Here is a 25,434-nt window from a genome sequence, read left to right as displayed (position 1 = left end):
CGGGGCGATCCCGTTCTTCGTTCTCGCCGGGGGAACGGCCGTGCTGGTGCGGCGGCGTGTCTTTCAGGCGCTGCTGCTGTTGGCGCTGCTGGCCGTGAACGCGCTGGCCCTGCACGCATATCCGCGCCCATGGCGGCCCGACATCGCCGGAGCCGCACGGTTCCTGTTGACGCAGGACATCTCGCAGGACGCGTCCGTCACCGTGCATATCATGGCGGACGTGCCGTCCTTCGCCTACAATGGCCCGGCGGGCATCGACCGCCTGCGTTTCCACGGCGTAAACACGCAGGACGACGCCGTGCAGCGGGTCTGCAATTCAGAAGACGGGGGGGCGGCAGCTTGGCTGGTCTTTTTTCAGCATGAATCGGCTGATGAGGCCGTTTCCGCTTTGGAACAGGCGCTTGGTTCGCGTGGCTGGTCTTTCGAGAAGACGACCTTCGGCTATGCCAGCCCGGTCCACGTCTACCAGGCCAGACGCGACCGCACGCAACCGTAGGCGCGGCGCATACAGCTCGCCTCTGCCTCAAGCCCGAATGGTCAACGCCCGTATGCCCATTTGTCTTTCGTCTTGAAATCAGGCCGTAACGGCAGTCTTCCTGCGCGCTGGTCCGCTTTCTGCGCGGCGCTACTGCTGTGACGCCGCCAGGGCCTGGTCCAAGTCCGCCAGGATGTCCTCGATGTCCTCGATGCCGACCGAGACGCGCACGTAATCCGGCGTCACGCCAGCCGCCAGCTGTTCTTCCGGGCTGAGCTGTTGGTGGGTCGTGCTTGCCGGGTGGATGACCAGTGTCTTCGCGTCGAGGATGTTCGCCAGGTGCGATGCCAGCTTGCACGAGCTGATGAACGTGCGCGCAGCGTCGCGGCCGCCCTTGACACCGAACCCGAGGATGGCGCCCTGACCCTTCGGCAGGTATTTCAAGGCGTGCGCATGGTCCTTGTGACTTGGCAGACCGGGGTAATTGACCCACGTGACCGCCTTGTGCTTTTCCAGAAACTGCGCAACCTTCAGCGCGTTTTCGCAGTGGCGCGGCACGCGCAGATGCAGTGTTTCCAGCCCCTGAAGGAAGAGAAACGCGTTGAAAGGCGACATGCACGGGCCCATGTCGCGCAGCAACGTGACGCGCGCCTTGATGATGTAACTGATGTTCCCAATGCCCTTGAAGGCGTCGTAGAAGCGCATGCCGTGGTAACTCTCGCTTGGCTCGGTGAGTTCGGGGAACTTGCCGTTGTTCCAGTCGAACTTGCCGCTGTCGACGATGACGCCGCCTATGGAGGTGCCGTGACCGCCAATGACCTTGGTCGCCGAGTGCACGACGATGTCCGCCCCGAAATCGAAGGGCCGGAAGAGGATGGGGGAGGTCACCGTGTTATCGACCATGAGCGGAATGCCATGGTCGTGCGCGACCTTGGCGACAACCTCGAAATCGGCCACGTCGTTCGCGGGATTGCCGATGCTCTCGACGAAGAGGAAGCGCGTCTTGTCGTCGATGGCGCGCGCAAAACTCGCCGGGTCCGATGCGTCCACGAAGCGCACCTCGATGCCGAAATCCTTGAAGGTGTGCGCGAACAGGTTGTATGTGCCTCCGTAGAGCGTCTGCGACGAAACGATGTTCTGACCCGCCCTGCAAATGTTCATGCAGGCGATTGTGATAGCCGCGGAACCCGAGGAGAGCCCAAGCGCGCCGACGCCGCCTTCCAGCGCCGCCACCCGCTTCTCGAAGACATCCACAGTGGGGTTCATGATCCGCGAATAGATGTTTCCGAACTCCTGGAGCGCGAAGAGGCGGGCCGCATGGTCCGCATCGTTAAAGACGTACGAGGTGGTCTGGTATATGGGCACCGCCCGCGCCCCTGTCGCCGGGTCGGAAACCTGGCCGGCGTGCAACGCAAGCGTACCCGGTCTGAACTGCTGAGATTCCACGATGAATGTTCCTTTCTTATCCGAAGATTTGCCTCTGTCTATAGCCCAAGAACGCTTCCCCCGCCAAGCCTTGTCAACGCAGGCAGGACCTTCTGCGGAGCGTCCGCGTGGGGAAAGAAATCAACTCTGGAACAGCACGGTCGAGAGATACCGTTCGCCCGAGTCCGGCAGGATAACCACGATTGTCTTGCCCGCGTATTCGTCACGCGCGGCGAGCCGCAGCGCCACCGCGGTGGCCGCGCCACAGCTTATCCCGCTCACGATGCCTTCTTCACGGGCCAGACGGCGCGCCATTTCGATGGCTTCCTCATCCGTAACCGTTTCGACCCGGTCGACGGCGTTCATATCCAGCACGTCGGGCTTGAAGCCCGCGCCAATGCCCTGGATTTTGTGTTTGCCTGGTTTGCCGCCGCTAAGGACGGCCGAATTGGCCGGCTCGACGGCCACGCTCTCGATCGGCTTGTGTCCCTTGATATAGCGGCTTACGCCGGTAATCGTGCCGCCCGTGCCAATGCCCGCCACCAGGACATCCACGGTCCCGTCCGTGTCGTTCCATATCTCCGGGCCGGTTGTCCGGTAATGAATGTCGGGATTCGCCGGGTTCTTGAACTGCTGCGGCAGGAAATAGCCGGGATTCTCCGCTGCAATGGCCTCGGCTTCGGCTATCGCGCCCGGCATACCCTTATCGCCAGGCGTAAGAATGAGGTCCGCACCGAAAACCTTCAGCATATTACGCCGCTCAAGGCTCATGGTCTCGGGCATTGTCAGGACCAGTTTGTAGCCGCGTGCGGCCGACACAAACGCCAGCGCGATGCCCGTATTGCCGGAAGTCGGCTCGATGATCGTCCCGCCCGGCCGCAAAACACCCCGCTTTTCCGCGTCCCAGATCATGCTCGCGCCAATGCGGCATTTCACCGAGTACGCCGGGTTGCGTCCCTCGACCTTGGCGTAGACTTTCTCCGTCTTTAATCCCTTGGCCAGCTTCCCGAGCTTTACCAGTGGCGTATTGCCTATGCTCTGACTGTTATCGTCAAACACGCGCATGGTGCGTTCTCCTTGAATCTGGTCTCATGGGCGTCTCAGAAGGTAGGGATACCTGACGTCCCGCGACCCCATTTGGCTTTTGGAAAGCAAACAACCAAGTATGCTAACAATATTCGCGGGGACTGTCAAATTGCGGTCCTGCCTTAACTCTGCCTGTGACAGCGGGTTGTTAATCTATAGAAATCTGATTAAGTTTAGTTGAGGCCCGCCCTTCAGCCGTGCTGCGTGGGTCTCGCCTCGGCCGGAGACGAGTCCGTGCAATCGTGACCTAAGCACGGTCAGAGTATCGCGTGTACCCTTTCGCGAATTCTGCTATACTCCGGCTCCGGTCCTCGAGTGTGCTACGAAGAAGGGTTGGGACTGCCATGAACAGTGTGTTGAGGGGAATGTTTAAGCGTAGTGCTTTCGTGTCTATCGTGTTCGCATTCTTGGTTTTCCGGGCCGGGGCAAGTCTTGGCGCCGTTGAAACGCTTGCGGGGAGCCACGAACGCTCTTTTACCGGTTCGTCGTCAGCCGAGGGTGAAGGCGAAGGAGAAGGTGAAGGCGAAGGCGAAGGCGAAGGCGAAGGCGAGCCGCCGCTGGCGGTGGTCTATGTCAATCGGGCGGATGCGAGCGGTATTGCGGATGGACAGGCGTGGGCTACTGCGTATCCCACGATTCAGGAAGGCATCGACGCTGCGTTTGCCTTGGGGGGGGGCGAGGTGTGGGTCGCGGGCGGCAAGTACGACGAACAGCGGGGCAGCGGCGGCGCTTTGGTGATGCGTGAAGGAGTTCATTTGTATGGCGGGTTCGCGGGAACGGAGACGGAGCGGGGCGAACGTGACTGGAGCACGCACGGGACGACAATCGATGGATTCGCGGCGAACAACGGCGTGCCCGCTACGCCCGTGGTGCGCGGTGCGAACAATGCCACGCTGGACGGGTTCACGGTTCAGGGCGGACGCGGCGTATACGCCGGGGGCATGCGTAACGACGGCGCGTCGCCTCTGTTGCGGCACTGCGTAATTCGCAACAACCGCGTGACGGTGCTGGGCGGCGGAATGTACAACAAGGATGGCGCGGCGCCGCGCATCTACAACTGCGTCTTCTACAACAACTACAGCGACACGCACGGCGGCGCCATCGCGAACGACAGCGCGTCGCCCGTGCTGGTCGCGTGCACTATAAGTGAAAACCACGCTGGCTTCCGCGGCGCGGGTCTCTTCAACAACGTGGATTCCTTTCCAGCGCTCACCGACTGCATCGTCTGGAACAATGCACCGGAGGACATCGGGAGCACCGGCACGAGCCACGTGGAAATGAGTTACTCGACCGTCGGCGTCGAGTTTCCCGGCCAGGGCAATATCCTTCAGAATCCGCTTTTCCGCAACCCCTCGATCGGCAATTTTACGCTGCGGCCCGGCTCGCCCGCCATCGACCGCGGGCGCGACACGAGTTCCGCCGAATTCGGCCATGTGCTGCGCGACATCGAAGGTGATCTGCGCGGCTACGACGGCGATCAGCTTGGCCTTTCCACCGCGGACGGGTCCGACTTTGACATGGGCGCCGACGAGTTCACGGGTGAAGACATGGCCGTCTACCACTCCGCCGACACGGAAAACGATTTCGACATCGACCTCTCCGAACTGCTGCGCGTCGTCCAGTTCTACAACGTCGGCGCCTACCATTGCGTGTTCGGTACGGAAGACGGATATGCGCCCGGTGCCGGCGCCTGTGAAACCGGCTTGCCGCACGATAGCGACTACGCACCGCAGGACTGGTCGATCACCATCGTCGAATTGCTGCGCATGGTCCAGCTATACAACGCGCCAGGCGGCTACGTGGCCGACCCCGGCGGTGAAGACGGATTCCGCCCAATCTTCGATTTCCCCACCCCGGAATGACGACCTTCTCTCCCGCGGTACTCGTGTTCCTCATGCCGGTCTTTCCCGAGAGGCGCTTCCGTCTGCAACTACAGCCATTTCGTGCGCGCCCGTTGCGGCGGCGCCGTCAGGTTGTTACCATAACCGCTGCTCGTTGGTATGTGGGGGTGTAACAGGCCGGGGAGGACCCGAACAGGTGAGCGGGCAAACGGACGGAACCGTTTCATTGATTGGGCGCCGGTGGCTGCGCTACGCGGCGCTTTGCATTGCCTTGTGCGCCGTGGTCACGGTCGTGGACTGGTGCGTGACCTATTGGCCGGTGTTGGCGCAAGCGGACTCTCAAGCCGGGCAATCCCCGCGGACGTTGGCGTGGCCGGGCGCCGCGCGCATGGTTTTCTTCCTCGTGTATGCGCTGGTCTTCCTGGCCATCGCCTATTCGCGGCTGACGTTCAAGCGGGCGCTGTTGGCGTTGTTTCTCATACTGCTCATCGGGGTCTTCTTCCACGGAGACGGCGCGTTCAACAAGTGGGACACGCACCGCGACATGCTCCGGCACATCTCGCGTTACGGGATCCTCGCCTGCGGCATGACTCTGGTTATCATCGGCGGCGGCATCGACCTCGCCGTGGGCAGCGTGCTTGGCCTCGTAGCCGTGGTGAGCGCGATCTTGTGTATCCACAAGGGGATATCCCCGTGGGTCGCCATGCCGCTGTGTCTGGCGCTGGGCACTACCTGCGGCGCCGTCTCGGGCGCACTTGTGGCGCGGTTCCGCGTGCAGCCGTTCATCGCAACGCTGGCCATGATGGTATTCGCGCGCGGTCTGGCGAAGTGGGTGTCCGGCGGACAGAAAATTTCGCGCAGCGTCCAGACACACGACGGCTTCGCGGTGCTCGACCTGCCGGGCTTGTATGAATCGCTGAACGCGCGCGTGCTCAACGGCAATCTGGCGGTCACCACCATCATCTTCCTGGTCTGCGTGGCGGTTTCCTGGGTCTTGCTGCAACATCTGCGTGTGGGCCGGTATCTCTACGCTATCGGCGGGAACGAAGACGCGGCCCTATTGTCCGGCGTGCCTGTGACGCGCACCAAAATACTGGCCTATGCGGCGAGCGGTCTGTTCGCGGCGGTGGCAGGCGTCTGTCAGGCCGCCCAGGAGACGCAGGGCGACCCCGAGGCTGGCATGACCTATGAACTGACGGCAATCGCGATCGTAGTCATCGGCGGCACGAGCCTGATGGGCGGCCGGGGCAGCATGCTGTTGACCTTGCTGGGTACGCTCACGATAGGCTATCTTGAGAAAATCCTGAGCATCAACGCCGTCGGCGAAGCCGGGCGCCTCATGTTGACGGGCGCCATCATCGTCGGCGCGGTGTTGCTGCAGCGGAACGAAAGGTGAAGCCTGGAACGGTCGCGGGGCCGGGCAGATGCATGAAAGGATGGGTAGGCGCATGAAGGGATGGAGTCTTGCGTGTGCGGTCTGCGTGACGGCTCTGGTGTTGACGGTACTCTCCTGTTCTCAGCCGCCTCCCGCTGAAAGGCCCGCCGCCCCGACGCAGGGCGCCGCCGAACCTGCCGCCGGACCGCCCGCCGAACCTGCCGCTCGCGCGTGGAAGGTCGGCATGAGCCAGTGCAATTTGGGTGAGCCGTGGCGTGTGCAGATGAACGCCGACATCAAGAAGGCCGCGGACGAGCACCCCGAATTGACGATGATCTTCAAGGACGCGCAGAACGACACGCTTGTCCAGTTGTCGCACATCGAGGAATTCGTCAGCCAGGGCGTTGACGCGATTATCGTCAGCCCAAAAGAGGCGGCCCCGCTGACCGACCCCGTTGCCAAGGCCTATCAGGCGGGCATCCCGGTGATTGTGCTGGACCGCGCCGTGCTGGGCGACCAGTTCACGACGTTTATCGGCGCGGACAACGTGTTGATCGGCCACGCGGCGGGAAAATGGGTCGCCGCGCGGCTGCTCGGAACCGGCAAGGTCGTCGAACTGAAGGGGTTGATGACCAGCACGCCCGGCCAGGACCGGCACAGCGGCTTTCGCAAGGGCATCGAAGGCACCAACATCGAGGTCATCTTCGAGGCGGACATGCAGTGGCTGCAACCCAACGCGCAGCGGGAGATGGAGTCGGCGCTGGCCCGATTCCCCGAGATCGGCCTCGTCTACGGCCATAACGATCCGGGCGCATACGGCGCCTTCCTCGCCGCACAAGCGGTGGGACGCGCGGACGAGATCATGTTTGTCGGGATAGACGCCCTGCCCCACGAAGGTCAGGTCTACGTCAAGCAGGGCATTCTGGACGCCAGCTTTGAGTATCCCACGGGCGGGCGCGAGGCGATCGAAACCGTCTTGAAAGTGCTCGCCGGAGAGGAAGTGTCCAAGCACATCACGCTGCGCTCGCGCTATTTCACCAAAGAGAATATCGACCAAGGCGGAGCGTGGCTGGAGTGATGAGAACGGGCGGATACGCCGCTGTCTTGGCGTTGGCCTCAATGCTGTGCGGTTGCGGCACGAGCCTGCACGACGCCGTGGCGGCCGGCCGGCTCGACCGCGCAGCCGCCATGCTGCAACGGAACCCGCGTCTGGTCGAGTCGCGCGACCGCCTGGACAAGACCCCGCTGCACCACGTCGTTACGTTCCACCGCCCCGAGGCGCTGGAACTGTTGACTGCGTACGGGGCGGACATCGACGCCCGTGATGCGACCGGCATGACTCCCCTGCATGTGGCGGCCATGCTCGGCCGGGATTTCGAGGCCCGGTGGTTGCTTGAGCACGGCGCGGAAGCCGATGCCCGGGACCGGTTCGGAGATACGCCGCTGCACACGGCGGCGCTTTTCGGCGTGGGACAGGCCATGCCCGCATTGGCCGCTGAGCAGCGCCTGTTCGGTCTGCGCAACCACGGCGGCAAGACTCCGTTTGAACTGGCTCTGGAAAACGGCTGCCAGCGGACAGCGTTATTGCTGCGCAGGCTTGAGCGCGAGGCCGAGAGCGGGCGGGGCGGCACGCGTGAGTAAGCAGGCGGAATGTGTGATAATCTATACGGACGGCGGCTGTCAGCCGAACCCGGGCGCCGGCGGCTGGGCGGCTGTCCTCCAATACAAGGGGCGAACCCGAGAGCTTTCGGGCGGCGAGCCGCACACGACGAACAATCGTATGGAACTTACAGCCGTAATTGAAGCTCTCGCCGCGCTGAAGCGTTCGTGCAAGGTGGTGGTCCACACGGATTCGGAGTACGTGAAGCGCGGCGTCACGGAATGGCTGCCTGCCTGGAAACGCCGTGGCTGGCGGCGTCACGGAGGCGCGCTGAAGAACGAGGAACTGTGGCGGCGCCTGGATGACCTCGGCGCGCGGCATGAGATCGAATGGAAATGGGTGCCTGGCCACGCAGGCGTGGCGTTGAACGAAAGGTGCGACGAACTGGCTTCGGCCATGATCGCCGCCCAGCGGGAACGAAAACAGTTGGACTGAGCCCAACGAAGACCAATGCCTAACCGCAAACTGCAAACAAGACGCGAACTGCCGCTATACCTTATAGCCATCCTCATCGGCATGGGCGGTGTTCTGTTCTCACGGCAGTTGAACGATGCGGCATTGCGGCTCGCGGTCGTCATCCTGTCCGTTGCGGTGCCCTTGTTCGCGACCGGCAACATGCTGGCGCGCCCCAGCCTGGGCCGCCTCCAGCGAATGATGTTGCTGGCCGGGGCGGTAATGCTGATCAGCGGGGCGGGATTCAGCATGTCGGGCCTGCCCGATTCTCTTATAGAAGGCGAAATGATGTCGGCGGAAGTGGCGAATATTTCCCGGCTTCTTGGCCTGTTGAGCCTGTGCCTGGGCTTGGTCGTGGTGCTGTACTCCGTCGTGCGGACGGGTGAAGACATCGAGGAACTCGGCGACCGGTTCTGGCTGCTCGCGGAGCAAATGAACGAAGGTCTGCTGCTGTCGTCGGCTGATGGGCATATCGTTCTGGCGAATCGCCGCCTGCTCGACATTTTCGACGTGAAAGCAGAAGAAGACATTATTGGGCAGCGCACGACGGCGCTGGCGCGGGAACTGAATATGGACCCGGTGTTGCAGCATTTCGAACGGCGCGCCGAGGGGTTGGCCAGCGAATACGAAGCCACGTGCACCATCCGGGGCGAGGAGCGCCGGCTTGCGATCAGCGGCAACCCGATTTTCAACCGGCAGGGCCGTCACACCGGCACGATTGGCCTGGTCCGCGATATCACGGATCAGTACCGGCTGGCACAGCGGCTGGAACGGTACAACATGGGATTGAAACAGCTTGTCGAGGAGCAGACTCACAAGCTGCTGCAGTCCGAGGAGCGGTTCCGGCAACTTCTCGTGACGATGAACGAGGGGTTCCTCACGCTCAATGCCAGCTACCGAATCCGCTTCGCGAACGACCGCATGTGCGAGATGCTTCGCCTGCCCTCGGAGAATGTGTTGGGCCGCGAAGTGTTCGACTTCCTGGATACGTCTGGCCGCGTGGTTCTGCTCAACCTGCTGGCGCAAAGCGCGAGTCAGGCACGGGGCGAACTGCGGCGCGAAGTGAATTTCGTGACTAGCGAGGGGACCACGGTGCCGGCCGTGGTGGCCGTCTCGTACATCGGCGATGCCGCTGCCGAGGAATCGCGGCATTCGCTGGTGGTGACGAGCGTGGCCGAACAAAAGCGGATGCAGCAGCAACTCGAGGTGCGCGCCCGCGAACTCGAAATGGCCAATGAAGAGTTGCGTCTGCATGACCGGGCGAAGGACACTTTCCTGTCCAACGTGAGTCACGAACTGCGCACGCCCCTCAGCACGATTCAGGGCTATCTCGACATGTTCGAATCGGGCGGCCTCGGAAAGCTGGAGGGCACACAAGAAACCGCGGTAAAGGTGATGCGCCGCAATGTCGAACGGCTCGTCGGGCAGATTAATGAGATCATCGAGTTCAGCCGGATGGAAATCCGGGGCGTGCAACTGACCATGAACCTGTTTTCGCCCGCACGGCTGATTCACGAGTGCGTAGCGTCCGCGCAGCCTCACGCCCTGCCCAAGGACCTGAGTCTCAACGTCTTCGCTGATGAACATATCGGCCCGATCTGGGCCGACCGCGACAAGATCGGCCAGGTGCTCGGCATCCTTCTGAACAACGCCGTGAAATTTTCGAATTCCGGCGGACTGATCCAGGTGCGCCTGGAAAAGCGGGGGCCGCATGATATCGTTCTTGCCGTATCGGACACGGGTATCGGCATCAGCCCGGCGCATCATCACCGGGTCTTTATGAAGTTCTTTCAGGTCGACGCCTCCCGTTCGCGACGGTACGGCGGCACGGGTATCGGGTTATCCATTGCCAAGAGTATTGTCGATGCGCACGGAGGCGTGATCGAATTACAGAGCGCGTCCGGCGAAGGGAGTACGTTCACCGTCGTGCTGCCGAACGCTCTCTTCGACGCGTCCTTCGACCCAAACGAGCACAGGGGCGCGGAAGGGCTGTGTGTTCTCGTGATTGCGGCGGGCTACGCCTTTCCGGAGACGCTCAAGACTGTCCTGCGCAACGCGGGTTATCGGGTCACGCTTATCGAAAACGTGTTTGAAGGCACGCGCGTCGCCGCGGAAACGCGGCCTGACGCAATCGTGTTCGTGGATTCGCCGCAGGTCGAGCCGGGCGACGCCGTGCTCACGGCGCTGCGCGAGCAGGTGGCCACGGCGCAAACGCCGATCATAGTCTGTTCCGATGTGGACGCCCAGCGCGTGAAGGAGATCTGCGACACCCATTCGGATATCCATTTCTTGTCCAAGCCGTTCAGCGCGCGCACGCTGCTGGCCTATGTCCGGCACGCGTGCTTCGGTGAAATGCTGCCGCCTGCGCCCGGCCGAGCGCCCGTCAGGGAAGGGCGCGGCGTACCCTTTGTGCTCGTAGTGGATTCCGACCCGAGCCTTCTGGAATGGGTCGAGACCGCATTGCATCAGCGCGGCATACCCTGCTGCTGCGCGCCGGACTGGCGGCGCGGCCTGGAACTGGCCGCGGAGGAGGCCCCGGATGTGATATTTGTAGATGCGGAATTGCCCGAAGACGAGTTGCAGGAAGAACTGGCGGCGTTTCAGAACGATATTGTGCTGCGCTCCACCCCGGTTTATGCGTTCACCGGCCTGTCGGGTTTCCCGCCCGGTATCGACGGCGTGAAGGGCACCCTGCGCAAGCCTTTCAACATTGAGCACTTGATGGAAATCATCGGAACAGTCGCGCGCCGTGTCGTGCCGCAAAGACCGCAGGCATGATGCGGCGCGGCGGCCGGAGAGCGTCCTGCGCCGGGAGCACCTTTCTCCTGGCGGTCTGGTTCGCCGGCGCTTTGGCGGCCCAAGATCTGCCCGAGAGCCACATCTGCATCGAAGCCTCGACCGGCGCCGTCCTCTATGAGCAGAACGCGGACCTGAGCCGGCCTCCGGCGAGCATGGTGAAACTCATGATGCTGTTGCTCGCCTCGGAAGGGCTTGATGCCGAGCTCTGGCGTGAAGATGCGCCCATTGCCATCTCGGCACATGCGCAGCATATGGGGGGCACGCAGGTGTATGTCGAGTCGGGCCAGACATGGCCGCTGAACCACCTGATGCAGGCGGTGGCCGTGGCCTCCGCGAACGATGCGGCCATGGCCGTGGCGGAGGGACTCTGGGGCAGCGAGGAAGCCTACCTGGAAGCGGCCAACCGGCGCGCGGCCGAACTGGGCATGACCAACACGGAGTACCACAGTGTCCACGGTCTTCCGCCCGACCCGGGCACGCCCATCGACCGCACCACGGCGCGCGACATGTCGGTCTTGGCCCGCGAATGCGTCAAGCACCCGCGCCTGTTGGCTTGGACGCAGAGGAAGGAGTTCGAGTTTCGTCCCGGTCAGGCGCTGTGTTATAACACTAATAAAATGCTGTGGTGCATGCCCGAGTGCGACGGCTTGAAGACCGGCTTCATCCGGGCCTCGGGTTACTGCGTTACGGCGACTGCCGTGCGCGGCGATACACGGCTCATCGTGGTGGTAATGGGCTCGCCCCGCTTCGGCGAGCGTTTCGAGACGGCCAGGACGCTGCTGGAAACGGGGTTCAGCCAGGTGCAGCGGGTCAAGGTTGCGGGCGCGGGCCAGCCGGTTCGGCGCACGGTCAAGGTCGCTCATGGAAAGAAACCCGAAGCCGCGCTCCACGCAGGCGACGACATCTGGGTCCTCGTGCCGCCCGGCCGTGCGGGCCAGTTGCGCGTCGTCGTGGACGTCCCCGAGTCTGTCGAGGCGCCCGTTAAGGCGGGTGATGTGGCGGGTGAGCTCTGGGTCGAACTGGACGAGAAGCCCCTCGGCAACACCCTGCTATTCGTGACCGAGGCTGTGCCGGTCGACCTGTGGTCCCTTGTGACCGCGGGCGGGAGCATGTGACATCCGGCAGAGGCCGGCCGTCATCGCCGGTCAGGCTATTGCCCGTCGAGCTTGTATGGGGCCGCACGCTTGGATTGGCACGGTCGGGACTTCCGTGCCGGCCGCTCGGGATACCGCAAACTTGAGCGGCGGACTTCGCGGGGGGGTGACTGGAAGTGGGTAGAATGTGCCGCCTGCGGGTACGGTCTTGCCGTAGGCGCAACCTTCCTTAAGCGGGTCATGCACTGTAAGTCACGTGTTCTCAAAATGTTATGTGAGAGATGCATTCTGGCACATCAGTTGCTTTCTCAAAATGCACAACGGGTGTGCCCCAAAGGAGGAAGGCCAACCGTGCAGGTTTTTTCCGGAGTGGACACGGAACGGCTGTTGGTCGCCGGACTGAAAGTGAGTGCCACCAATCACCGGGTCCTCGCGAACAACATCACCAACGCCGATACACCACGTTTTACGCCAACGGAGCTGGACTTCCAGACGACGTTGCGCCGGACACTCGAGGGCCAGGACCACGTCGACCTCCGCACGACCCAGGCCCGGCACCTCGACCACCGGTCCACCAGGCCAAAATTCGAAGGTCTTGCATTTTTGTCAAAAAATGACTACAATGCAGTCGACTTGGATGACCAATTGGCGAAGCTGGCGGAAAACAGGGGACGCTATGTAACTTATGCGGCCCTCTTGACTAAGCGTTATCGGTCATACCGGACCATGCTCGACAGCTTGCGTTAAGGATTGTTGACATGCTGGAACAGGTCTCTGCGCGGGAAATCGCGGTGAGCGGTCTGCGCGCGCAACGGCTTCGCATGAATATCATCGCGAACAACATCGCCAACGCGATGACAACGCGCACTCCGGATGGCGGGGCGTTCCGGCGTCAGATGGTGTTGTTGCGAGGCGAGGAACTTCATTCGGGCGCTGGGCTGGAGCGCGCGGGCGTGCAGGTCAAACGAGTGGTGCGGGATACCGCGCCGTTGCGCCAGGTGTTTCAGCCGGACCACCCTGACGCCGACGCAAGCGGATATGTGAGTTATCCCAACGTAAATTTAGCGACGGAAATGGTAGACTTGATATCGGCGCAACGCGCATATGAGGCGAATATTGCGGTGCTTGTCACCGGGACGCGTATGCAAGAGCGTGCGCTCGACATCATTTCGGCATAGTGGAGCCAGGACCTCGTGGATAAGCCCGTCCGGCCAGTTGACTTAGGGTTGCGCCGCCTTGAAGTCGAGGCGACGCGGCTTCGTCAGGCGCCCTTGCGCCCTCGAGGCGCCGAAGAGGTCTCCTTCAAGGACATGCTCGCGGGTGCGCTTGCTGAAGTCCGCAATCTGCAGGTAGAAGCAGACAATACGATTAAGAAACTCGCCGCAGGCGAGATTACCGACGTTACCGAGGCCATGGTGGCGGTGGAGAAGGCCGATTTGGCGTTTCAGACTATGATGACCGTGCGCAATAAAGTCGTCACGGCCTATGAAGAGATTATGCGGATGCAGGTGTGACGCGCTCCTGGCGGCGCACGCGGCTGTGTCCAGATGGTTTTGCAGGACGTCGCCCGTTGGGGCGACACGCGTGAAGGGGCCAGGTGGCGGCCCCCGAGCGAAGACGGCCGGTGGGCGTACCGGGCTGGGCGCCGACCGGTTCGCGGCGGAGATACGAGTTTAATCGTCTTTTGGCCCCCGCAGGCGTTCCGGTTCTGCGAGGGCCAAGTGGGTGCGTGTCGCTGGAAAACGCAGCGTTGTTGCGGGACGCGGCGTGCTCCGTGCGTCACGTGTAGGGCGTGAGAAAACACGGTGACGTGGGCGGAAACGTTGCCGGCGCATGCGCCGTCCGGCAAAGGCCGGGCGGGGCGTGTGCGCCGGGGAGGAGTGGCCCGTGGATTTCTTGCGTCAGTTGGCGGCAGGCGTAGCCGCGACGTGGCGGCAATTGAGCCTCAGTGCGCGGGTGAATGTCGCGCTCTGGGGTATTGCGGCGGCGGCAATCATCGTTTTCATCGTGGTTGTGGGCAGCCGCCCGCAGTACGTCACCCTTACCGAGAACGTCGATTCGAAGGACATCGGCGCTATTCGCACGCTTCTGGATGACGAGGGCATCTCGAATCGGCTCCGCGAGAGCGGGCGCGCCATTGAAGTGCCCATGCAGTCGCTGAGCGACGCACGTCTTCTGCTGGCTGAAAACGATTTGCCGATCGACCGCGGGCGTTCCCCCGGCTTTGAACTCTTCAATGAAGCCGACCTCATGACGAACCGCTACCTCCAGGACGTGCAGTTCATGCGTGCGCTCCAAGGCGAATTGGAGGCGATCCTGAACGACTTTGAGTTCATCGAGTATTCCCGCGTCATCATCCGGGAAGCTCGCGACGAACTGTTCCGGCGTGACGAGCAGCCCGCCGAAGCGCTGGTGACACTGCAGGCGAACCGGCGCCTGAACCCCGCGGAAATTAAGGGCATTCTAAACCTCGTCGCCCAAGGCGGCGGTCCGAATCTGGACAAGGACCACATCACCATCATGACGACGGCGGGCGAGGTATTGGCTTCGCCGCCGGACAGCAAGTTCGCGTCGGTCGCGAACTCGAAACGCGAATACATCGTCGAACTGGAACGCGAGCGTGAAGCGCGCGTACTCGAGAGTTTCCGGGAGATGGGGGTTCGCGCAACCGTGCGGGTGAGCGCGGTTGTGGACTTCGACGAAAAGGAGATTCTTGAAGAGAAAGCGGAGGAAGGCCCGGTCATCAGCTCGTACACGACCTCGACGACCTCGACAACGACGGACGAGCCGCCGGAAGGCGCGCCCGGCGTCACGGCCAATATCGTGGAAACCGCCGCGAGCGGGGGCACGCGTCACGAGGAGGAGACGTCGGAAACCATTGAGAACATGGAGCCCTCCTACACGCGCACGACGACGCGGAGCGGGCCCGGGAACGTGATAAGATACTTGGTGGGCCTTGTGGTCGAGGGCGATTACGAAGAGAGCACGGATGCGCAGGGCACGACGACGCGAACCTATGTCGGGTTGCCGGAAGAGCGGAAGAAGACCTATAGTGATTTGGCCCGCATGGCGGTCGGTGACGGCGAAGTGGAGACGGAAGTGATCCTACATGATCACCCGTTCCAGGTCGACGCGGCCGTGACGGCGGTGGCGGCGCAGGAAGCGCTGAGCCAGGCGGGGCAACGGGTTTGGCTGGACCGAATCTGGCTTGCCGCGCAGGTGCTCTTGATCGGCTTCGGATTCTGGCTGATCCGCACGTTCTTGCGGCGGGCCGTCGAGACGACGGAAGAGGAAGAAACACCGGGAGCCCGGGCCGTGAAACCGGCGGCGTCCCCCGAGGACGTGCGAATGCAGGAAGTGACCGAGGAAGTCACGCGGATGTCCCGGGACGACCCTGAAACGGTTACGGCGCTGTTGCGCACGTGGTTGCTGGAAGAGGAGGAATAGCCTACGGCTACGGCACAGAAAAAGACGGAAACGTCGGCACTGGACGGACGGAGGAAGGTGGCCATTCTGCTGGCCAGTCTCGGCCCGGAAAACGCCAGCCGTATCCTGAGCCACATGAGCGACGAGGAAATCGAGCAGATCACGCTGGACCTCTCCAGTCTCGGGGTGGTTGAGCCCGACGTGCGGCAGCGCGTGGTAGAAGAGTTTTTCCAGATGGCGGTGGGACGGCGTTTTCTCACGCAGGGCGGCATCGAATTCGCCCGCGACCTGCTGGAGAAGACCTTCGGTTCGGAAAAAGCGTTTGACATTCTGAACCGCTTGCAGACCAGCCTGCAGGAAGTGCCCTTTCAGTTCTTGAAAAAGGCGGACCCCGCCCAGATATCGAGCTTTATCCAAGACGAACATCCCCAGACTATTTCCCTGATCCTGGCTCACCTGGCGCCGCAGACCGCCGCCATCGTCATCTCGGCGCTGCCACAAAACGTCCAGGGCGAAGTCGTGATGCGCATCGCGACCATGGATCGCACGCCCCCGGAGATCGTCCGGGAAGTGGAACGGGTTCTGGAACGCAAGATGGCCGCGGTGTTCAGCCAGGGATTCACCTTCGCGGGCGGCGTGAAGGACGTTGCCGAAATACTCAACCGCGTCGAACGTTCCACGGAGAAGAGCATCATGTCCGAGTTGGGGGAAAGGGACCCCCAGCTGGCGGACGAGATTGCGCGTCTCATGTTCACCTTTGAAGACGTGGTGAACGTGGAAGACAGCGGCATTCAGAAGACATTGCGGGAGATTGAGACCAAGGACCTCGCGCTCGCGCTCAAGACGGCGAACGAAGAGGTGCAGAACAAGATCTTCCGCAACATGTCCGAGCGCGCACGAGAAATGATTAAGGAAGAAATCGATTTCATGGGCCCGGTGCGCCTTCGCAATGTCGAGGAAGCGCAGCAGAAAATTGTCAGCGTTATCCGACGGCTCGAAGAGGCTGGCGAAATCATGATCCAGGGCCGCGGCGGCGCCGACGAAGACGAAATCCTCGTATAAGAAGCCTGACCGGCTTACGGGAAGCGAACGAGCATGGGTAGAGTGTTCAAGCATCCGGCTGAAGAGAACGCGCGCGCTATCATGCGTTATGAGCGTGACGCGCTCGAGGAGCAGCCCGCCCTGTTGTTTGCAGGGCTGGATGCGGAAGCCGCCGGCCTCGACCCCGCGATGCTCCGGGCCGCCGTGCTCGCGGAGGCCAAGGCGGACGCGGAAAAGAAGGTGCAGGACGCATTTGCCGAAGGGCGCCGCCGCGGTTTCGAGGCGGGGTACGGCGAATTCATGCAGTCGGTCGCGGGCGCCGCGCAGACGCTGAGCGCCGCGGCGGAAGCCATCCGCCAGACCCACGAGCAATTCCTCGCTTTGCTTGAGCCCCAAGTGTTGCATCTGGTGCGCCGGATAGTGGAGCGCGTCCTGGAACGGGAGATGCGCACGGACCCGGACCTTGTCATGAACACGGTGCGCCGGGCTCTGCGTTGTGTCACGGACCGGGCGCGGCTGACGGTGCGGGTACACCCGGGCGACCTCGAATCACTGCGCAACCACCGGGTAACGCTGCTGGAAGAATTCGATATCGCCGGGGAGATTACGATCGAAGCCGACGAGGGCGTAACACCCGGCGGCTGCATTGTCGATAGCGAATCCCTCTATGTCGACGCGCGCCTGGATCATCTGCTGGAGAAAATCCTGGAAGAGCTTACGGACTAAAACGATGGCCGCCATCGACCTCCACCGGTTTCATGAACGCTTGGACGCCGCGGCTCCGCTCTCCGCCTATGGGAAGGTCGTGGACGTTTTCGGTCTGACAATCCAGGCCACCGGGCCGCACATGAACATCGGCGACCTCTGCTTTGTGGTCCCCGCGGACAACGGGCGCACTTCCGGCGGGCCGCCCCGGCGTATTCCTGTCGAGGTCGTGGGGTTCCGCGACGGGCGGATTCTGTTGATGCCCCTCAGCGACACCCGCGGTATCGGACCCAGCAGTCTGCTGATTCCCACGTTTCGCCCCCAGATGGTCTGCGTGGGGCCCGAGTTGCTGGGCCGCGTCACGGACAGCATGGGCGCGCCGCTGGACGGCGGGCCCCCGCCCCGTTGGGTGGCGCAGGCGCCCCTGCGCACCACGGCGCCCCATCCGTTGCGCCGCCGACGTATCACCGAACCGATCGTGACGGGCATTCGCGCGATTGATTCCTGTCTCACCTGTGGCAAGGGACAGCGCGTGGGCATCATGTCGGGCAGCGGCATTGGAAAGAGCAAGCTCATTGGCATGATCGCCCGCAATACGAACGCGGACGTCAACGTAATCGCGCTGATCGGCGAGCGCGGACGGGAGGTGCGAGATTTTATCGAAGGGGACCTTGGCGAGGAAGGGCTCGCGCGTTCCGTGGTTGTTGTGGCCACGTCGGACGGGCCGGCGCTCCAGCGCCTGAACGGCGCCTTCGCGGCCACCTCAATTGCGGAATGGTTCCGCGACCAGGGCGCCGATGTCATGCTGATGATGGACTCGGTGACGCGGTTCGCCATGGCGCAGCGCGAAGTCGGCCTCGCGGTGGGCGAACCGCCGACGACCAAGGGCTACCCGCCTTCCGTATACGCCGCGCTCCCGAAACTGCTCGAGCGGGCCGGCATGTCGGAACAGGGCAGCATCACGGGCTTTTACGCCGTATTGGTCGAAGCGGACGACCTCAATGACCCCGTAGGTGATGCCGTGCGCAGCATTCTGGATGGTCATGTGGCGCTTTCGCGCGATCTCGCCGCGCGCGGACAATACCCCGCCGTGGATGTGCTGCAGAGCGTCAGCAGGACGATGATCGACGTTACGGGCGAGTCGCACCAGGATCTGGCGGCGCGTATCCGGGGCGTATTGGCGACCTATCGCGACGCGGAAGACTTGGTGAACATCGGCGCGTACGCGTCCGGCAGCAATCCTGAGATTGACCGTGCGTTACGGCTCATGCCCGGCGTGAGGGCTTTCCTCAAGCAGGGCCTGTACGAACGCTTTGACTTCGCCGGCATCGAAGCGCACATGCGCGCCGCGCTTGGGGAGCCGTAACGTGCCGTCGCGCAAACCGGGACATTTTGCGACGCTTCTGAGGGTGCGCAAGCGCGTCGAGGAATTGAAGTCCCAGGCGCTCGGCGCCACGCGCAGGCGCCTGCACGACGCAGTCAAGGACCGCGCAAGTATCGGCGATGAGCAACGCGATACTCTGGCGAGGGCCGGTGCGCTTCTGGAAGAAGAGTTCGACGCCAGCGACGTGCGGCGCTATTATCAGTACGAACGGCATCTTGCCCGGCTGGCCGTGCAGAAGGACGCGGAAATCCGCGCGCTTGAACGCACCGCGGCCGCGCAGCGCAAGGAACTCGAGGAAGCCCTGAAACGGCGGCGCGTCGCGGAGAAGCTCGAAGAGCGCACGGCGGCCGTCTACCAGGACTATGTGCGCAAGGAGGAGCAGAAAGCCTTGGACGAACTGGCGTCCAGCCATGCGGCGGCCAAGCGCGGGCCTGGCCGCGCCGCGCGGGGGAAGTAATCGCGTATGCGTGTCTTGCTTTATATCGTCATTGCGGTCCTGTCGTTCCTTGCCGTGCTCGCCGGAGCAATGGCGGCGACGGGCTTGTTGAATGCCGCGAGCTTCGAACGCCTCCTTGGACGCGCCCCGGAGGAACCCGCCCCGCTCGCACAGCCGGCGGCATCGCCGGAAGACAGCCTGAGCGGATTGGCGCGGCGGCTGAACGAGCGCGAGGAAGCGCTGGTTCAGCGCGAAACGGACCTGAAACGGCGGGAGGCCGAATTCAGCCAGCGCAACGCCGCGCTGCTTCAACTGCAGACCTCACTCGAGGAACGTTTGAAAGAAGTGAAAAGCGTTCTTGAACAAAGCGACGCCGAGGAGCAGTTGCGCCGCAAGACCACCGCAACCACGCTCGAACTGATGGACCCCAAGAAGGCGGCGGAACGCCTTAACGGACTGCCGCCCGAAGAAGTGGCGGCGATATTGCGGCTCGTCAAGGACAAGCAGCGGGCCAAGATCGTCGAGCAGGTCACGCCTGACGAGGCGACCCGCATTCTGCGCCTGCTTCAGGAGCCGCCCCTGTAACGAATCAGCGGCCATTCTACTTTCCGTTCTTCTTCGGAAGTCTCTTTGTTTCTTGAACGGATGGGGCGAAACGCCCCCCTGTTGACCTTCGTTTGCGTCTCTTTTGCAGGAATCCCACGCTGTGCGGGACCTGCATGTCTCACTCTATCCCACTCAGAAAGGAGGTGATCGTGCATGACTTTGTCTTTTGTCGAAATGCTTGCGGCCCTGCCGCAAGCCGGGGCCGCCCCGCAAGCGAATGGCCCGGGAGCGGGGGGTCCGCTTGACGCCGGGCTCTTCCTCCAGGCGATGGCGGAAGCGCGGGAGCTTGCGTCGCAGGAACTCGCTGCGGCGGCGATGTTGGGGACCGTCCTCGCGTCCCAGACCACGCAACCGGCCTCTGCAGCGGGTGGTCCCGTTGCCGCGGAGGACGCGGGCGGCGATGCCGGTGCGGAGGCCGTGGAATTCTCCACGGAGCATGTGACGCTGAAGCTTCTGGAGGCCCAACTCGCGCTTCTATTGGGCATCCAGGCAGGAGCCGCGCATGTTCCGGGACGAAACACGGCTGCGCCAAATGCGGCAACTCCGGATCCGGCCACGGAACCCGGCGGCATGGATGCATTCCCACCGCCGGTGACCCCGGCCCGTGCTGTTGCTGACGTGCTCGTCCTCTTGGCGCGGGCGGTTGCAGGCGAGACGGCACACCCGAACGCAGTGCCTGAAGCGGTTTCTCAAGGTTTCGGTGCGCCCATCGCGGGGCGGGAGACGCCTGTCGTCCAACAGCCGCCCGATTCTCTGGCTACGGTAATGGCATGCGCCGGTGGGAACCCTCCGCAGCCCGGGCGGGCAATGCCAGAAGCTGCGCCCAAGGCGCAGCCAGGGAGTGTTGTCCCCGCGAGCGAAGCGGCCGTGGAATCCACCGGGGCGCAGGCGCCTGTTCTTCCGGAACAGTACGCCGCGGCACCCGTCGCGGCTGAGGGGTCTGCTGAACCGTTGCCGGAGGAAGCCGTTCTGGCTGTGAAGACGCTGCGGTGGGCCGTCAGGGCCACCGTGACGCAACGGGGCCGGGCCTCGCCCCAGCAGGAACGGGCCGCGCTTGCCAGCCCGGAGAGCAGCGCCACGGCCGCAAGGGTGTCGAGCGGCTCGGATCCGGCAGTTGCCGCGATTTCCATGGAAGGCGGCCGTCTGGAGTCCTTACCGGGCCCGCGACCGGCCGGCGCGGACACCTTCCTGGGAAACCATCAGCCGTTGCGTGAGACGGCCTTTCGCGCGTTGGCTGACCAGGCAGTGCGCAATGTCCGTATCCTTGCCGGCAGCGGGGAGACATCCCTGACTGTAAGGCTGGTTCCGGAATCGCTCGGCGAGATGCGCATCGAGGTGCATGCCACGGGCGATGGCCTCGCGGTGCGCATGGCCTCGGCAAGTCCCGCCGTGCGCGGCGCGCTCGAAGCACAGGCTCAGTCCCTGCGCGATGCGCTGCAGCGCGACGGAGTGGACGTGAGCCACATCGAGGTAGCGGCGGACCTGGCGCGGCAAGGCGGTCAGCGGCCGGCGGATGACGGGAAGGCGCAGCGCCCGTTCTTGCTCAACCGTCCCGATACGGCGTATCGCGGTTGGCGCTATGAAAGGGCGGCGGACGATGCTTCTCCGCTTCGGCGTGCATCGCGGCATCAAGGGATGGTTGACCTCTTCGTGTGAAACATCGTGACGAGAACATGTCTGGTTGGGCGCTTGCGCCTACGGCCGGACACCATGTGATGAGACTGGAGAAGAAACATGAACATTGTAGGTATGTACAGAGCGAACGTGCTGGGCAATCTCTCGCCCACGCCCGCGCAACGCCGTGCGGCGGCGCAGCAGATTACGGCTACGCTGCGCACGCGCTTGCTCGGCCACGCGGCGGTGGACCCTGCCCCAGCCACGGCGGCCAAGGCGGCCGGTGTGGGCACGTCCGCCAAGGCGTCCACGGCGGCAAGCGAAGACCTGGATACGGATGCGTTTCTGCAATTGTTGATGGAACAAATCCGCAACCAGGATCCGCTGGAGCCGATGGACAACGACGAGATGCTCGCGCAGTTGGCGCAATTCGCTTCGCTGGAGCAGATGAACAACCTGAACGACAGTTTCCAGACCCTTGCGTACCAGGTGGCATTTCTGACCGGTAATATCGATCAGCTCAATTTCATCTCGGCGCAAGGCATGATCGGGCGCTATGTCGAGGGCGTGAATCTCGAAGGCGAGGAGGTCAAGGGCATTGTCGAGTCGGTTACGCTGGACGGCAGCATCGTCGTGTTGACCGTCGATGGCGAGCCGCTGCCGATGACGGGCGTGATGCTGGTCGCGGACGAGGCGCCGCCAGAAGAGCCCCCGCCAGAGGCGCCGCCAGAAGAGCCCCCGCCAGAAGAGCCCCCGCCGGGAGACGAGTCATGATCCATACAGTGTCTTCGCTACTGCCGGAAACGGGGCTGGCGCCGCCTGCGCATGCGCGTAGTTCGCGCACAGGCTCGGCGGCGTTCGCGGAAATCTTCGCGAAGGAACTCGTGCGCCCCGCTTCGGTGCGCTTCTCGGCGCATGCAGTGGAACGCCTGGGCCAGCGCGGCATCCGCCTCACGGCGGACCAGGAGAGCCGTCTGGGCGAACTTGTGGACCGGGCGGCAGCCAAGGGCTCTCGCGAATCGCTTCTCTTGATGGACGGCCTGGCGTTCGTCGTGAACGTGCCCAAGCGGATGGTTATCACGGCGGCGCGGCTCTCCGGAACGGAGGAGACGGCCGTATTCACCAACATCGATTGTGTCGTGGTGGCTCCGGAGGAACGGACGCTGCCGCAGGAGACTGTGGAAACCGGGCCGGCCCCCTATTGGGGAAGCCCATGCGCCGCCGAACGCTAGACGCGGCGCACATCTCAGGAGGCAACGCATCATGGGAACAGCTATCTACACCGGCGTCAACGGCTTGCTCGTGCAGCAGCGCAGACTCGACGTCGTGGCATCGAACATCGCAAACGTCAACACTATCGGATACCGGGGCGCGCGCGTCCTGTTCCAGGACCTCTTTTCGCAGACCTTGATGGGCGGTTCCGCGCCGGTCGGCAATTTCGGCGGCACGAATCCGCAACAAGTCGGCCTCGGCGTGATGATCGCCAGCATTGACGTCAACTTCGAACAGGGCTCGCTGATTACGACGGGCGTCTCGTCCGACCTGGCAATCCAGGGAACGGGATTCTTCGTGCTGAGTGACGGGTCGGCCAACCGGTATACCCGGGACGGCTCGTTCCGGATCAATGCCAATGGCCTGCTCATCGAGCCGGCCACCGGGCTGCGCGTGCAGGGCTATATGGCCAATGAGCAAGGGGCGATCGACACGAACGGCACGCCAACGGACATCGTGATTCCCATCGGGGGCACAGGTATCGTCCGTCCCACGGAGAATGCGACCCTGATCGGCAACCTGAATGCGGACGTTGCTGCGGGGACAACGGTCACCCGTTCGATCAAGGTATACGATTCCCTGGGCACCGAACGGGAAGTCTCGCTGGTGTTCACGAAGACGGCCAACACGAACGAGTGGACGTGGGAGGCCACCTTTAACGGCGTGACCGTGTCGCCCGTGGCCGCGCCCACGCTTGTCTTCGACGCCGAAGGTGCGCTCGTGGATGATCCCCTCACCCCGGAGGTTGAAACCGAAGGCGCCATCAGCATTCCCGCCTCGGCGTTTCCAACCGATACGGCGCTGCCGGAAACGCCCTTCGAGTTCACCATCGATTTTGCGGCTATCACGCAACTCTCCATGGGCGAGGATGCAAACAGCGACGTCACGCTCCGCAACCAGGACGGATTCCCGCGCGGCGTGCTTCAGAGCTTCAATATCGGCGCCAACGGAACCATCAACGGCGTGTTCTCGAACGGCCTGACCAAAGTCATCGCGCAGGTTGCCCTCGCCTCGTTTTCGAACATCTCGGGTCTCGAACGAGACGGGAACAACCTGTTCCGCGAGACGCCCGCCTCGGGCAACGCGCAGGTCGGCGCGCCGCAGGCCGGCGGACGGGGACTTGTTTCCGGCGGGGTGCTCGAGAACTCCAATGTCGACCTTGGGGCCGAATTCAGCAACCTTATCATAACGCAGCGCGGATTCCAGGCTAACGCGCGGACCATCAGCGCAGCGGACACGCTGCTGCAGGAGACGGTTAACCTCGGGCGTTAGGCCGTTGAACCGTGAGTGACTTGTGCGCCGGTTCCCGGTTTCGCGGCCGGGAACCGGCGCGGCCCTATGGGTACGCGTCACGAAATGGGGTCTTCCAAGGAGTAGCGGCGCGTCGGTCCTCCCGGAAGTTCTCGTACCGGTTGGAAGCCAGGGCGCACCGCCATGCGATGATGGCGTTGGCGCCGCGTAAGGACCAGAACATGCCGGACTGCTTGGCGTGGTGGACGTATTCCCGCTCCAATGCTAGAATACGGCTCGCACATGGGGCAATGGAAAACTCATGGATATAGCAACGATTATCGGCTTGCTGGCCGGTATAGCACTGGTCGTCATCACGATCCTGCTCGGGGGCGCCGTCGCTATTTTCTGGAACGTGCCCTCTTTCGTGCTCGTAGTGGGGGGCACCCTTGCCGCAACACTGATCAATTTCCCCTTGAGCGACGTACTGAGCGTGTTCAACACGCTCAAGAACGCCTTCATCCACAGGGTTACCCCCCCGGAGAAGCTCATTGAGAAAATGGTTCATTTCGCGACGGTCGCGCGGCGTGAAGGCATTCTCGCGCTCGAGAGCCATGCCGCGCAGGCCGAGGACGAATTCCTGCAGCGCAGTATCCAACTGGCCATTGACGGGACGGCCCCGGAACTGATCAAGGACATTCTGACGACGGAAATCGCCTTTATGGAAGACCGCCATGGCATGGGACAGTCCATCCTGATCACCATGGGCACCTTTGCGCCGGCGTTCGGCATGATCGGCACGCTCATCGGTCTCATCCAAATGCTGGTTGCCCTTGACGACCCGTCGCTTATCGGTCAAGGCATGGCGGTTGCGCTTATCACCACGTTGTACGGTGCCTTGCTGGCCAACGTCATCTTCTTGCCCGCGGCCGGCAAGCTCAAAGTGCGCACTGCGCTCGAACTGCTGAGCAAGGAAATCACCATTGAGGGCATTCTCTCGATTCAATCGGGAGACAACCCCCGCGTGGTCGAGCAGAAGCTGAAGGCGTTTGTGTCGCCGAGCGTACGGGCGCGCATCGCGCCGCTGCAATCGGCGGCTGGTCGCAAATAGCATGGCCGGAAAAGAAAAGAAGAGAGGGCCCGAAGAGCCCACTGTGCCGGGCTGGGTAGTCACCTACGGCGACATGATGAGCCTCCTGCTTACCTTCTTTGTGCTGCTTGTTTCTTTTTCGACCATCAGCGAGGAGGACTTCAAGGACGCGATGACCTCCCTTCAAGGCGCCCTCGGCGTGCTGCCCGCTAACAAGTTCGTTATCAATCCGGTGCCCCGCGTCTCCAGGCGCGCGGACGAAGAGGCGGAAAAACTGGCCCGCGAACTGCGCCGCCGCCTGCAGATTACGGGCCGCGCGGAGATGGTGCAGATCGACTACGACGCCACCGGCGGCATCCGGCTCACTCTGCCCGACTCGGTCCTGTTCGACCCGGCCAGCGCCGACCTGAAGCCCGCCGCGG

The 25,434-nt window shown here is 63.1% G+C and carries 25 protein-coding genes; 23 read left to right on the top strand and 2 right to left on the bottom strand.

Going from position 1 to position 25,434, the window contains the following annotated elements:
- Window positions 1-496 (top strand): hypothetical protein (locus tag KA184_08540; GenBank protein MBP8129618.1); only part of this gene is annotated, 496 nt, incomplete at its 5' end.
- A gap of 129 nt (window positions 497-625) precedes the next feature.
- Here KA184_08540 and KA184_08535 read toward each other — a convergent pair.
- Both KA184_08535 and cysK read right to left on the bottom strand, forming a co-directional pair.
- Window positions 626-1,921 carry an O-acetylhomoserine aminocarboxypropyltransferase/cysteine synthase gene (locus KA184_08535; GenBank protein MBP8129617.1) on the bottom strand — a complete coding sequence of 432 codons (1,296 nt, stop codon included), beginning with the start codon at window positions 1,919-1,921 and terminating at the stop codon, window positions 626-628.
- A 120-nt stretch (window positions 1,922-2,041) separates the two neighbouring features.
- Window positions 2,042-2,965: a cysteine synthase A gene (gene cysK, locus KA184_08530; protein ID MBP8129616.1), complete on the bottom strand. Its 924-nt coding sequence runs from the start codon at window positions 2,963-2,965 to the stop codon at window positions 2,042-2,044.
- A gap of 386 nt (window positions 2,966-3,351) precedes the next feature.
- Between cysK and KA184_08525 the strand changes: the two genes are divergently transcribed.
- From KA184_08525 to KA184_08420, 22 genes are all read left to right on the top strand, one after another.
- Window positions 3,352-4,848: a right-handed parallel beta-helix repeat-containing protein gene (locus KA184_08525; GenBank protein ID MBP8129615.1), complete on the top strand. Its 1,497-nt coding sequence runs from the start codon at window positions 3,352-3,354 to the stop codon at window positions 4,846-4,848.
- A 367-nt stretch (window positions 4,849-5,215) separates the two neighbouring features.
- The gene (locus KA184_08520; GenBank protein MBP8129614.1) at window positions 5,216-6,223 is read left to right on the top strand and encodes an ABC transporter permease; all 1,008 of its coding nucleotides are present in this window, start codon (window positions 5,216-5,218) and stop codon (window positions 6,221-6,223) included.
- A 52-nt stretch (window positions 6,224-6,275) separates the two neighbouring features.
- Window positions 6,276-7,280, top strand: a complete 1,005-nt coding sequence (locus tag KA184_08515) for a substrate-binding domain-containing protein (GenBank protein MBP8129613.1) — start codon at window positions 6,276-6,278, stop codon at window positions 7,278-7,280.
- The gene (locus KA184_08510; protein ID MBP8129612.1) at window positions 7,277-7,843 is read left to right on the top strand and encodes an ankyrin repeat domain-containing protein; all 567 of its coding nucleotides are present in this window, start codon (window positions 7,277-7,279) and stop codon (window positions 7,841-7,843) included. The genes KA184_08515 and KA184_08510 overlap by 4 nt, the downstream gene beginning before the upstream one ends.
- On the top strand, window positions 7,836-8,297 hold the full coding sequence (rnhA, locus tag KA184_08505; protein ID MBP8129611.1) for a ribonuclease HI: 462 nt from the start codon (window positions 7,836-7,838) through the stop codon (window positions 8,295-8,297). Before KA184_08510 ends, rnhA begins: the two co-directional genes overlap by 8 nt.
- 15 nt (window positions 8,298-8,312) lie before the next feature.
- Window positions 8,313-11,093: a PAS domain S-box protein gene (locus KA184_08500; protein ID MBP8129610.1), complete on the top strand. Its 2,781-nt coding sequence runs from the start codon at window positions 8,313-8,315 to the stop codon at window positions 11,091-11,093.
- Entirely contained in the window at window positions 11,090-12,229 is a 1,140-nt protein-coding gene (locus KA184_08495) for a D-alanyl-D-alanine carboxypeptidase (GenBank protein ID MBP8129609.1), read from the top strand. The genes KA184_08500 and KA184_08495 overlap by 4 nt, the downstream gene beginning before the upstream one ends.
- Window positions 12,230-12,559: 330 nt before the next feature.
- Complete coding sequence (gene flgB, locus KA184_08490; protein MBP8129608.1) at window positions 12,560-12,955, top strand: flagellar basal body rod protein FlgB; 396 nt, start codon at window positions 12,560-12,562, stop codon at window positions 12,953-12,955.
- Between the two features lie 11 nt (window positions 12,956-12,966).
- A complete protein-coding gene (gene flgC, locus KA184_08485; GenBank protein ID MBP8129607.1) occupies window positions 12,967-13,386 on the top strand; it encodes a flagellar basal body rod protein FlgC in 420 nt (139 codons plus the stop codon).
- Between the two features lie 15 nt (window positions 13,387-13,401).
- Complete coding sequence (fliE, locus tag KA184_08480; GenBank protein MBP8129606.1) at window positions 13,402-13,722, top strand: flagellar hook-basal body complex protein FliE; 321 nt, start codon at window positions 13,402-13,404, stop codon at window positions 13,720-13,722.
- Between the two features lie 373 nt (window positions 13,723-14,095).
- On the top strand, window positions 14,096-15,655 hold the full coding sequence (gene fliF / locus KA184_08475; GenBank protein ID MBP8129605.1) for a flagellar M-ring protein FliF: 1,560 nt from the start codon (window positions 14,096-14,098) through the stop codon (window positions 15,653-15,655).
- Between the two features lie 39 nt (window positions 15,656-15,694).
- Complete coding sequence (fliG, locus tag KA184_08470; GenBank protein ID MBP8129604.1) at window positions 15,695-16,696, top strand: flagellar motor switch protein FliG; 1,002 nt, start codon at window positions 15,695-15,697, stop codon at window positions 16,694-16,696.
- A gap of 33 nt (window positions 16,697-16,729) precedes the next feature.
- A complete protein-coding gene (locus tag KA184_08465) occupies window positions 16,730-17,401 on the top strand; it encodes a hypothetical protein (protein ID MBP8129603.1) in 672 nt (223 codons plus the stop codon).
- Window positions 17,402-17,405: 4 nt separating this feature from the next.
- Entirely contained in the window at window positions 17,406-18,746 is a 1,341-nt protein-coding gene (locus KA184_08460; protein ID MBP8129602.1) for a FliI/YscN family ATPase, read from the top strand.
- A gap of 1 nt (window position 18,747) precedes the next feature.
- Window positions 18,748-19,221 (top strand): flagellar FliJ family protein, encoded by a 474-nt coding sequence (locus KA184_08455; protein MBP8129601.1) that lies wholly within the window; start codon window positions 18,748-18,750, stop codon window positions 19,219-19,221.
- Between the two features lie 6 nt (window positions 19,222-19,227).
- Window positions 19,228-19,785, top strand: coding sequence for a hypothetical protein (locus KA184_08450; protein ID MBP8129600.1), 558 nt, complete (start codon window positions 19,228-19,230; stop codon window positions 19,783-19,785).
- Between the two features lie 174 nt (window positions 19,786-19,959).
- Complete coding sequence (locus tag KA184_08445; GenBank protein MBP8129599.1) at window positions 19,960-21,462, top strand: flagellar hook-length control protein FliK; 1,503 nt, start codon at window positions 19,960-19,962, stop codon at window positions 21,460-21,462.
- 78 nt (window positions 21,463-21,540) lie between these two features.
- Window positions 21,541-22,194, top strand: a complete 654-nt coding sequence (locus KA184_08440; GenBank protein MBP8129598.1) for a flagellar hook capping protein — start codon at window positions 21,541-21,543, stop codon at window positions 22,192-22,194.
- Window positions 22,191-22,652 (top strand): hypothetical protein, encoded by a 462-nt coding sequence (locus KA184_08435; protein MBP8129597.1) that lies wholly within the window; start codon window positions 22,191-22,193, stop codon window positions 22,650-22,652. The genes KA184_08440 and KA184_08435 overlap by 4 nt, the downstream gene beginning before the upstream one ends.
- A gap of 31 nt (window positions 22,653-22,683) precedes the next feature.
- A complete protein-coding gene (locus tag KA184_08430; protein ID MBP8129596.1) occupies window positions 22,684-23,964 on the top strand; it encodes a flagellar hook protein FlgE in 1,281 nt (426 codons plus the stop codon).
- A gap of 280 nt (window positions 23,965-24,244) precedes the next feature.
- Entirely contained in the window at window positions 24,245-25,033 is a 789-nt protein-coding gene (locus KA184_08425) for a MotA/TolQ/ExbB proton channel family protein (protein ID MBP8129595.1), read from the top strand.
- A 1-nt stretch (window position 25,034) separates the two neighbouring features.
- A partial coding sequence (locus tag KA184_08420) for a flagellar motor protein MotB (protein MBP8129594.1) occupies window positions 25,035-25,434 on the top strand: 400 nt, incomplete at its 3' end.

The sequence above is a fragment of the Candidatus Hydrogenedentota bacterium genome (assembly GCA_018005585.1).
Lineage (GTDB): Bacteria > Hydrogenedentota > Hydrogenedentia > Hydrogenedentales > JAGMZX01 > JAGMZX01.
The sequence above is the reverse complement of the archived record's forward strand: the minus strand, read 5'-3'. Positions and strand labels throughout refer to the sequence as shown.

Coding starts and splice junctions, on each gene's coding strand:
- cysK (MBP8129616.1), bottom strand. CDS start 2,965: ATGCGCGTGTTTGACGATAACAGTCAGAGCATAGGCAATACGCCACTG.
- KA184_08525 (MBP8129615.1), top strand. CDS start 3,352: ATGTTTAAGCGTAGTGCTTTCGTGTCTATCGTGTTCGCATTCTTGGTT.
- KA184_08520 (MBP8129614.1), top strand. CDS start 5,216: ATGGTTTTCTTCCTCGTGTATGCGCTGGTCTTCCTGGCCATCGCCTAT.
- KA184_08515 (MBP8129613.1), top strand. CDS start 6,276: ATGAAGGGATGGAGTCTTGCGTGTGCGGTCTGCGTGACGGCTCTGGTG.
- KA184_08500 (MBP8129610.1), top strand. CDS start 8,313: ATGCCTAACCGCAAACTGCAAACAAGACGCGAACTGCCGCTATACCTT.
- KA184_08495 (MBP8129609.1), top strand. CDS start 11,090: ATGATGCGGCGCGGCGGCCGGAGAGCGTCCTGCGCCGGGAGCACCTTT.
- flgC (MBP8129607.1), top strand. CDS start 12,967: ATGCTGGAACAGGTCTCTGCGCGGGAAATCGCGGTGAGCGGTCTGCGC.
- KA184_08465 (MBP8129603.1), top strand. CDS start 16,730: ATGGGTAGAGTGTTCAAGCATCCGGCTGAAGAGAACGCGCGCGCTATC.
- KA184_08460 (MBP8129602.1), top strand. CDS start 17,406: ATGGCCGCCATCGACCTCCACCGGTTTCATGAACGCTTGGACGCCGCG.
- KA184_08450 (MBP8129600.1), top strand. CDS start 19,228: ATGCGTGTCTTGCTTTATATCGTCATTGCGGTCCTGTCGTTCCTTGCC.
- KA184_08445 (MBP8129599.1), top strand. CDS start 19,960: ATGACTTTGTCTTTTGTCGAAATGCTTGCGGCCCTGCCGCAAGCCGGG.
- KA184_08440 (MBP8129598.1), top strand. CDS start 21,541: ATGAACATTGTAGGTATGTACAGAGCGAACGTGCTGGGCAATCTCTCG.
- KA184_08435 (MBP8129597.1), top strand. CDS start 22,191: ATGATCCATACAGTGTCTTCGCTACTGCCGGAAACGGGGCTGGCGCCG.
- KA184_08430 (MBP8129596.1), top strand. CDS start 22,684: ATGGGAACAGCTATCTACACCGGCGTCAACGGCTTGCTCGTGCAGCAG.
- KA184_08425 (MBP8129595.1), top strand. CDS start 24,245: ATGGATATAGCAACGATTATCGGCTTGCTGGCCGGTATAGCACTGGTC.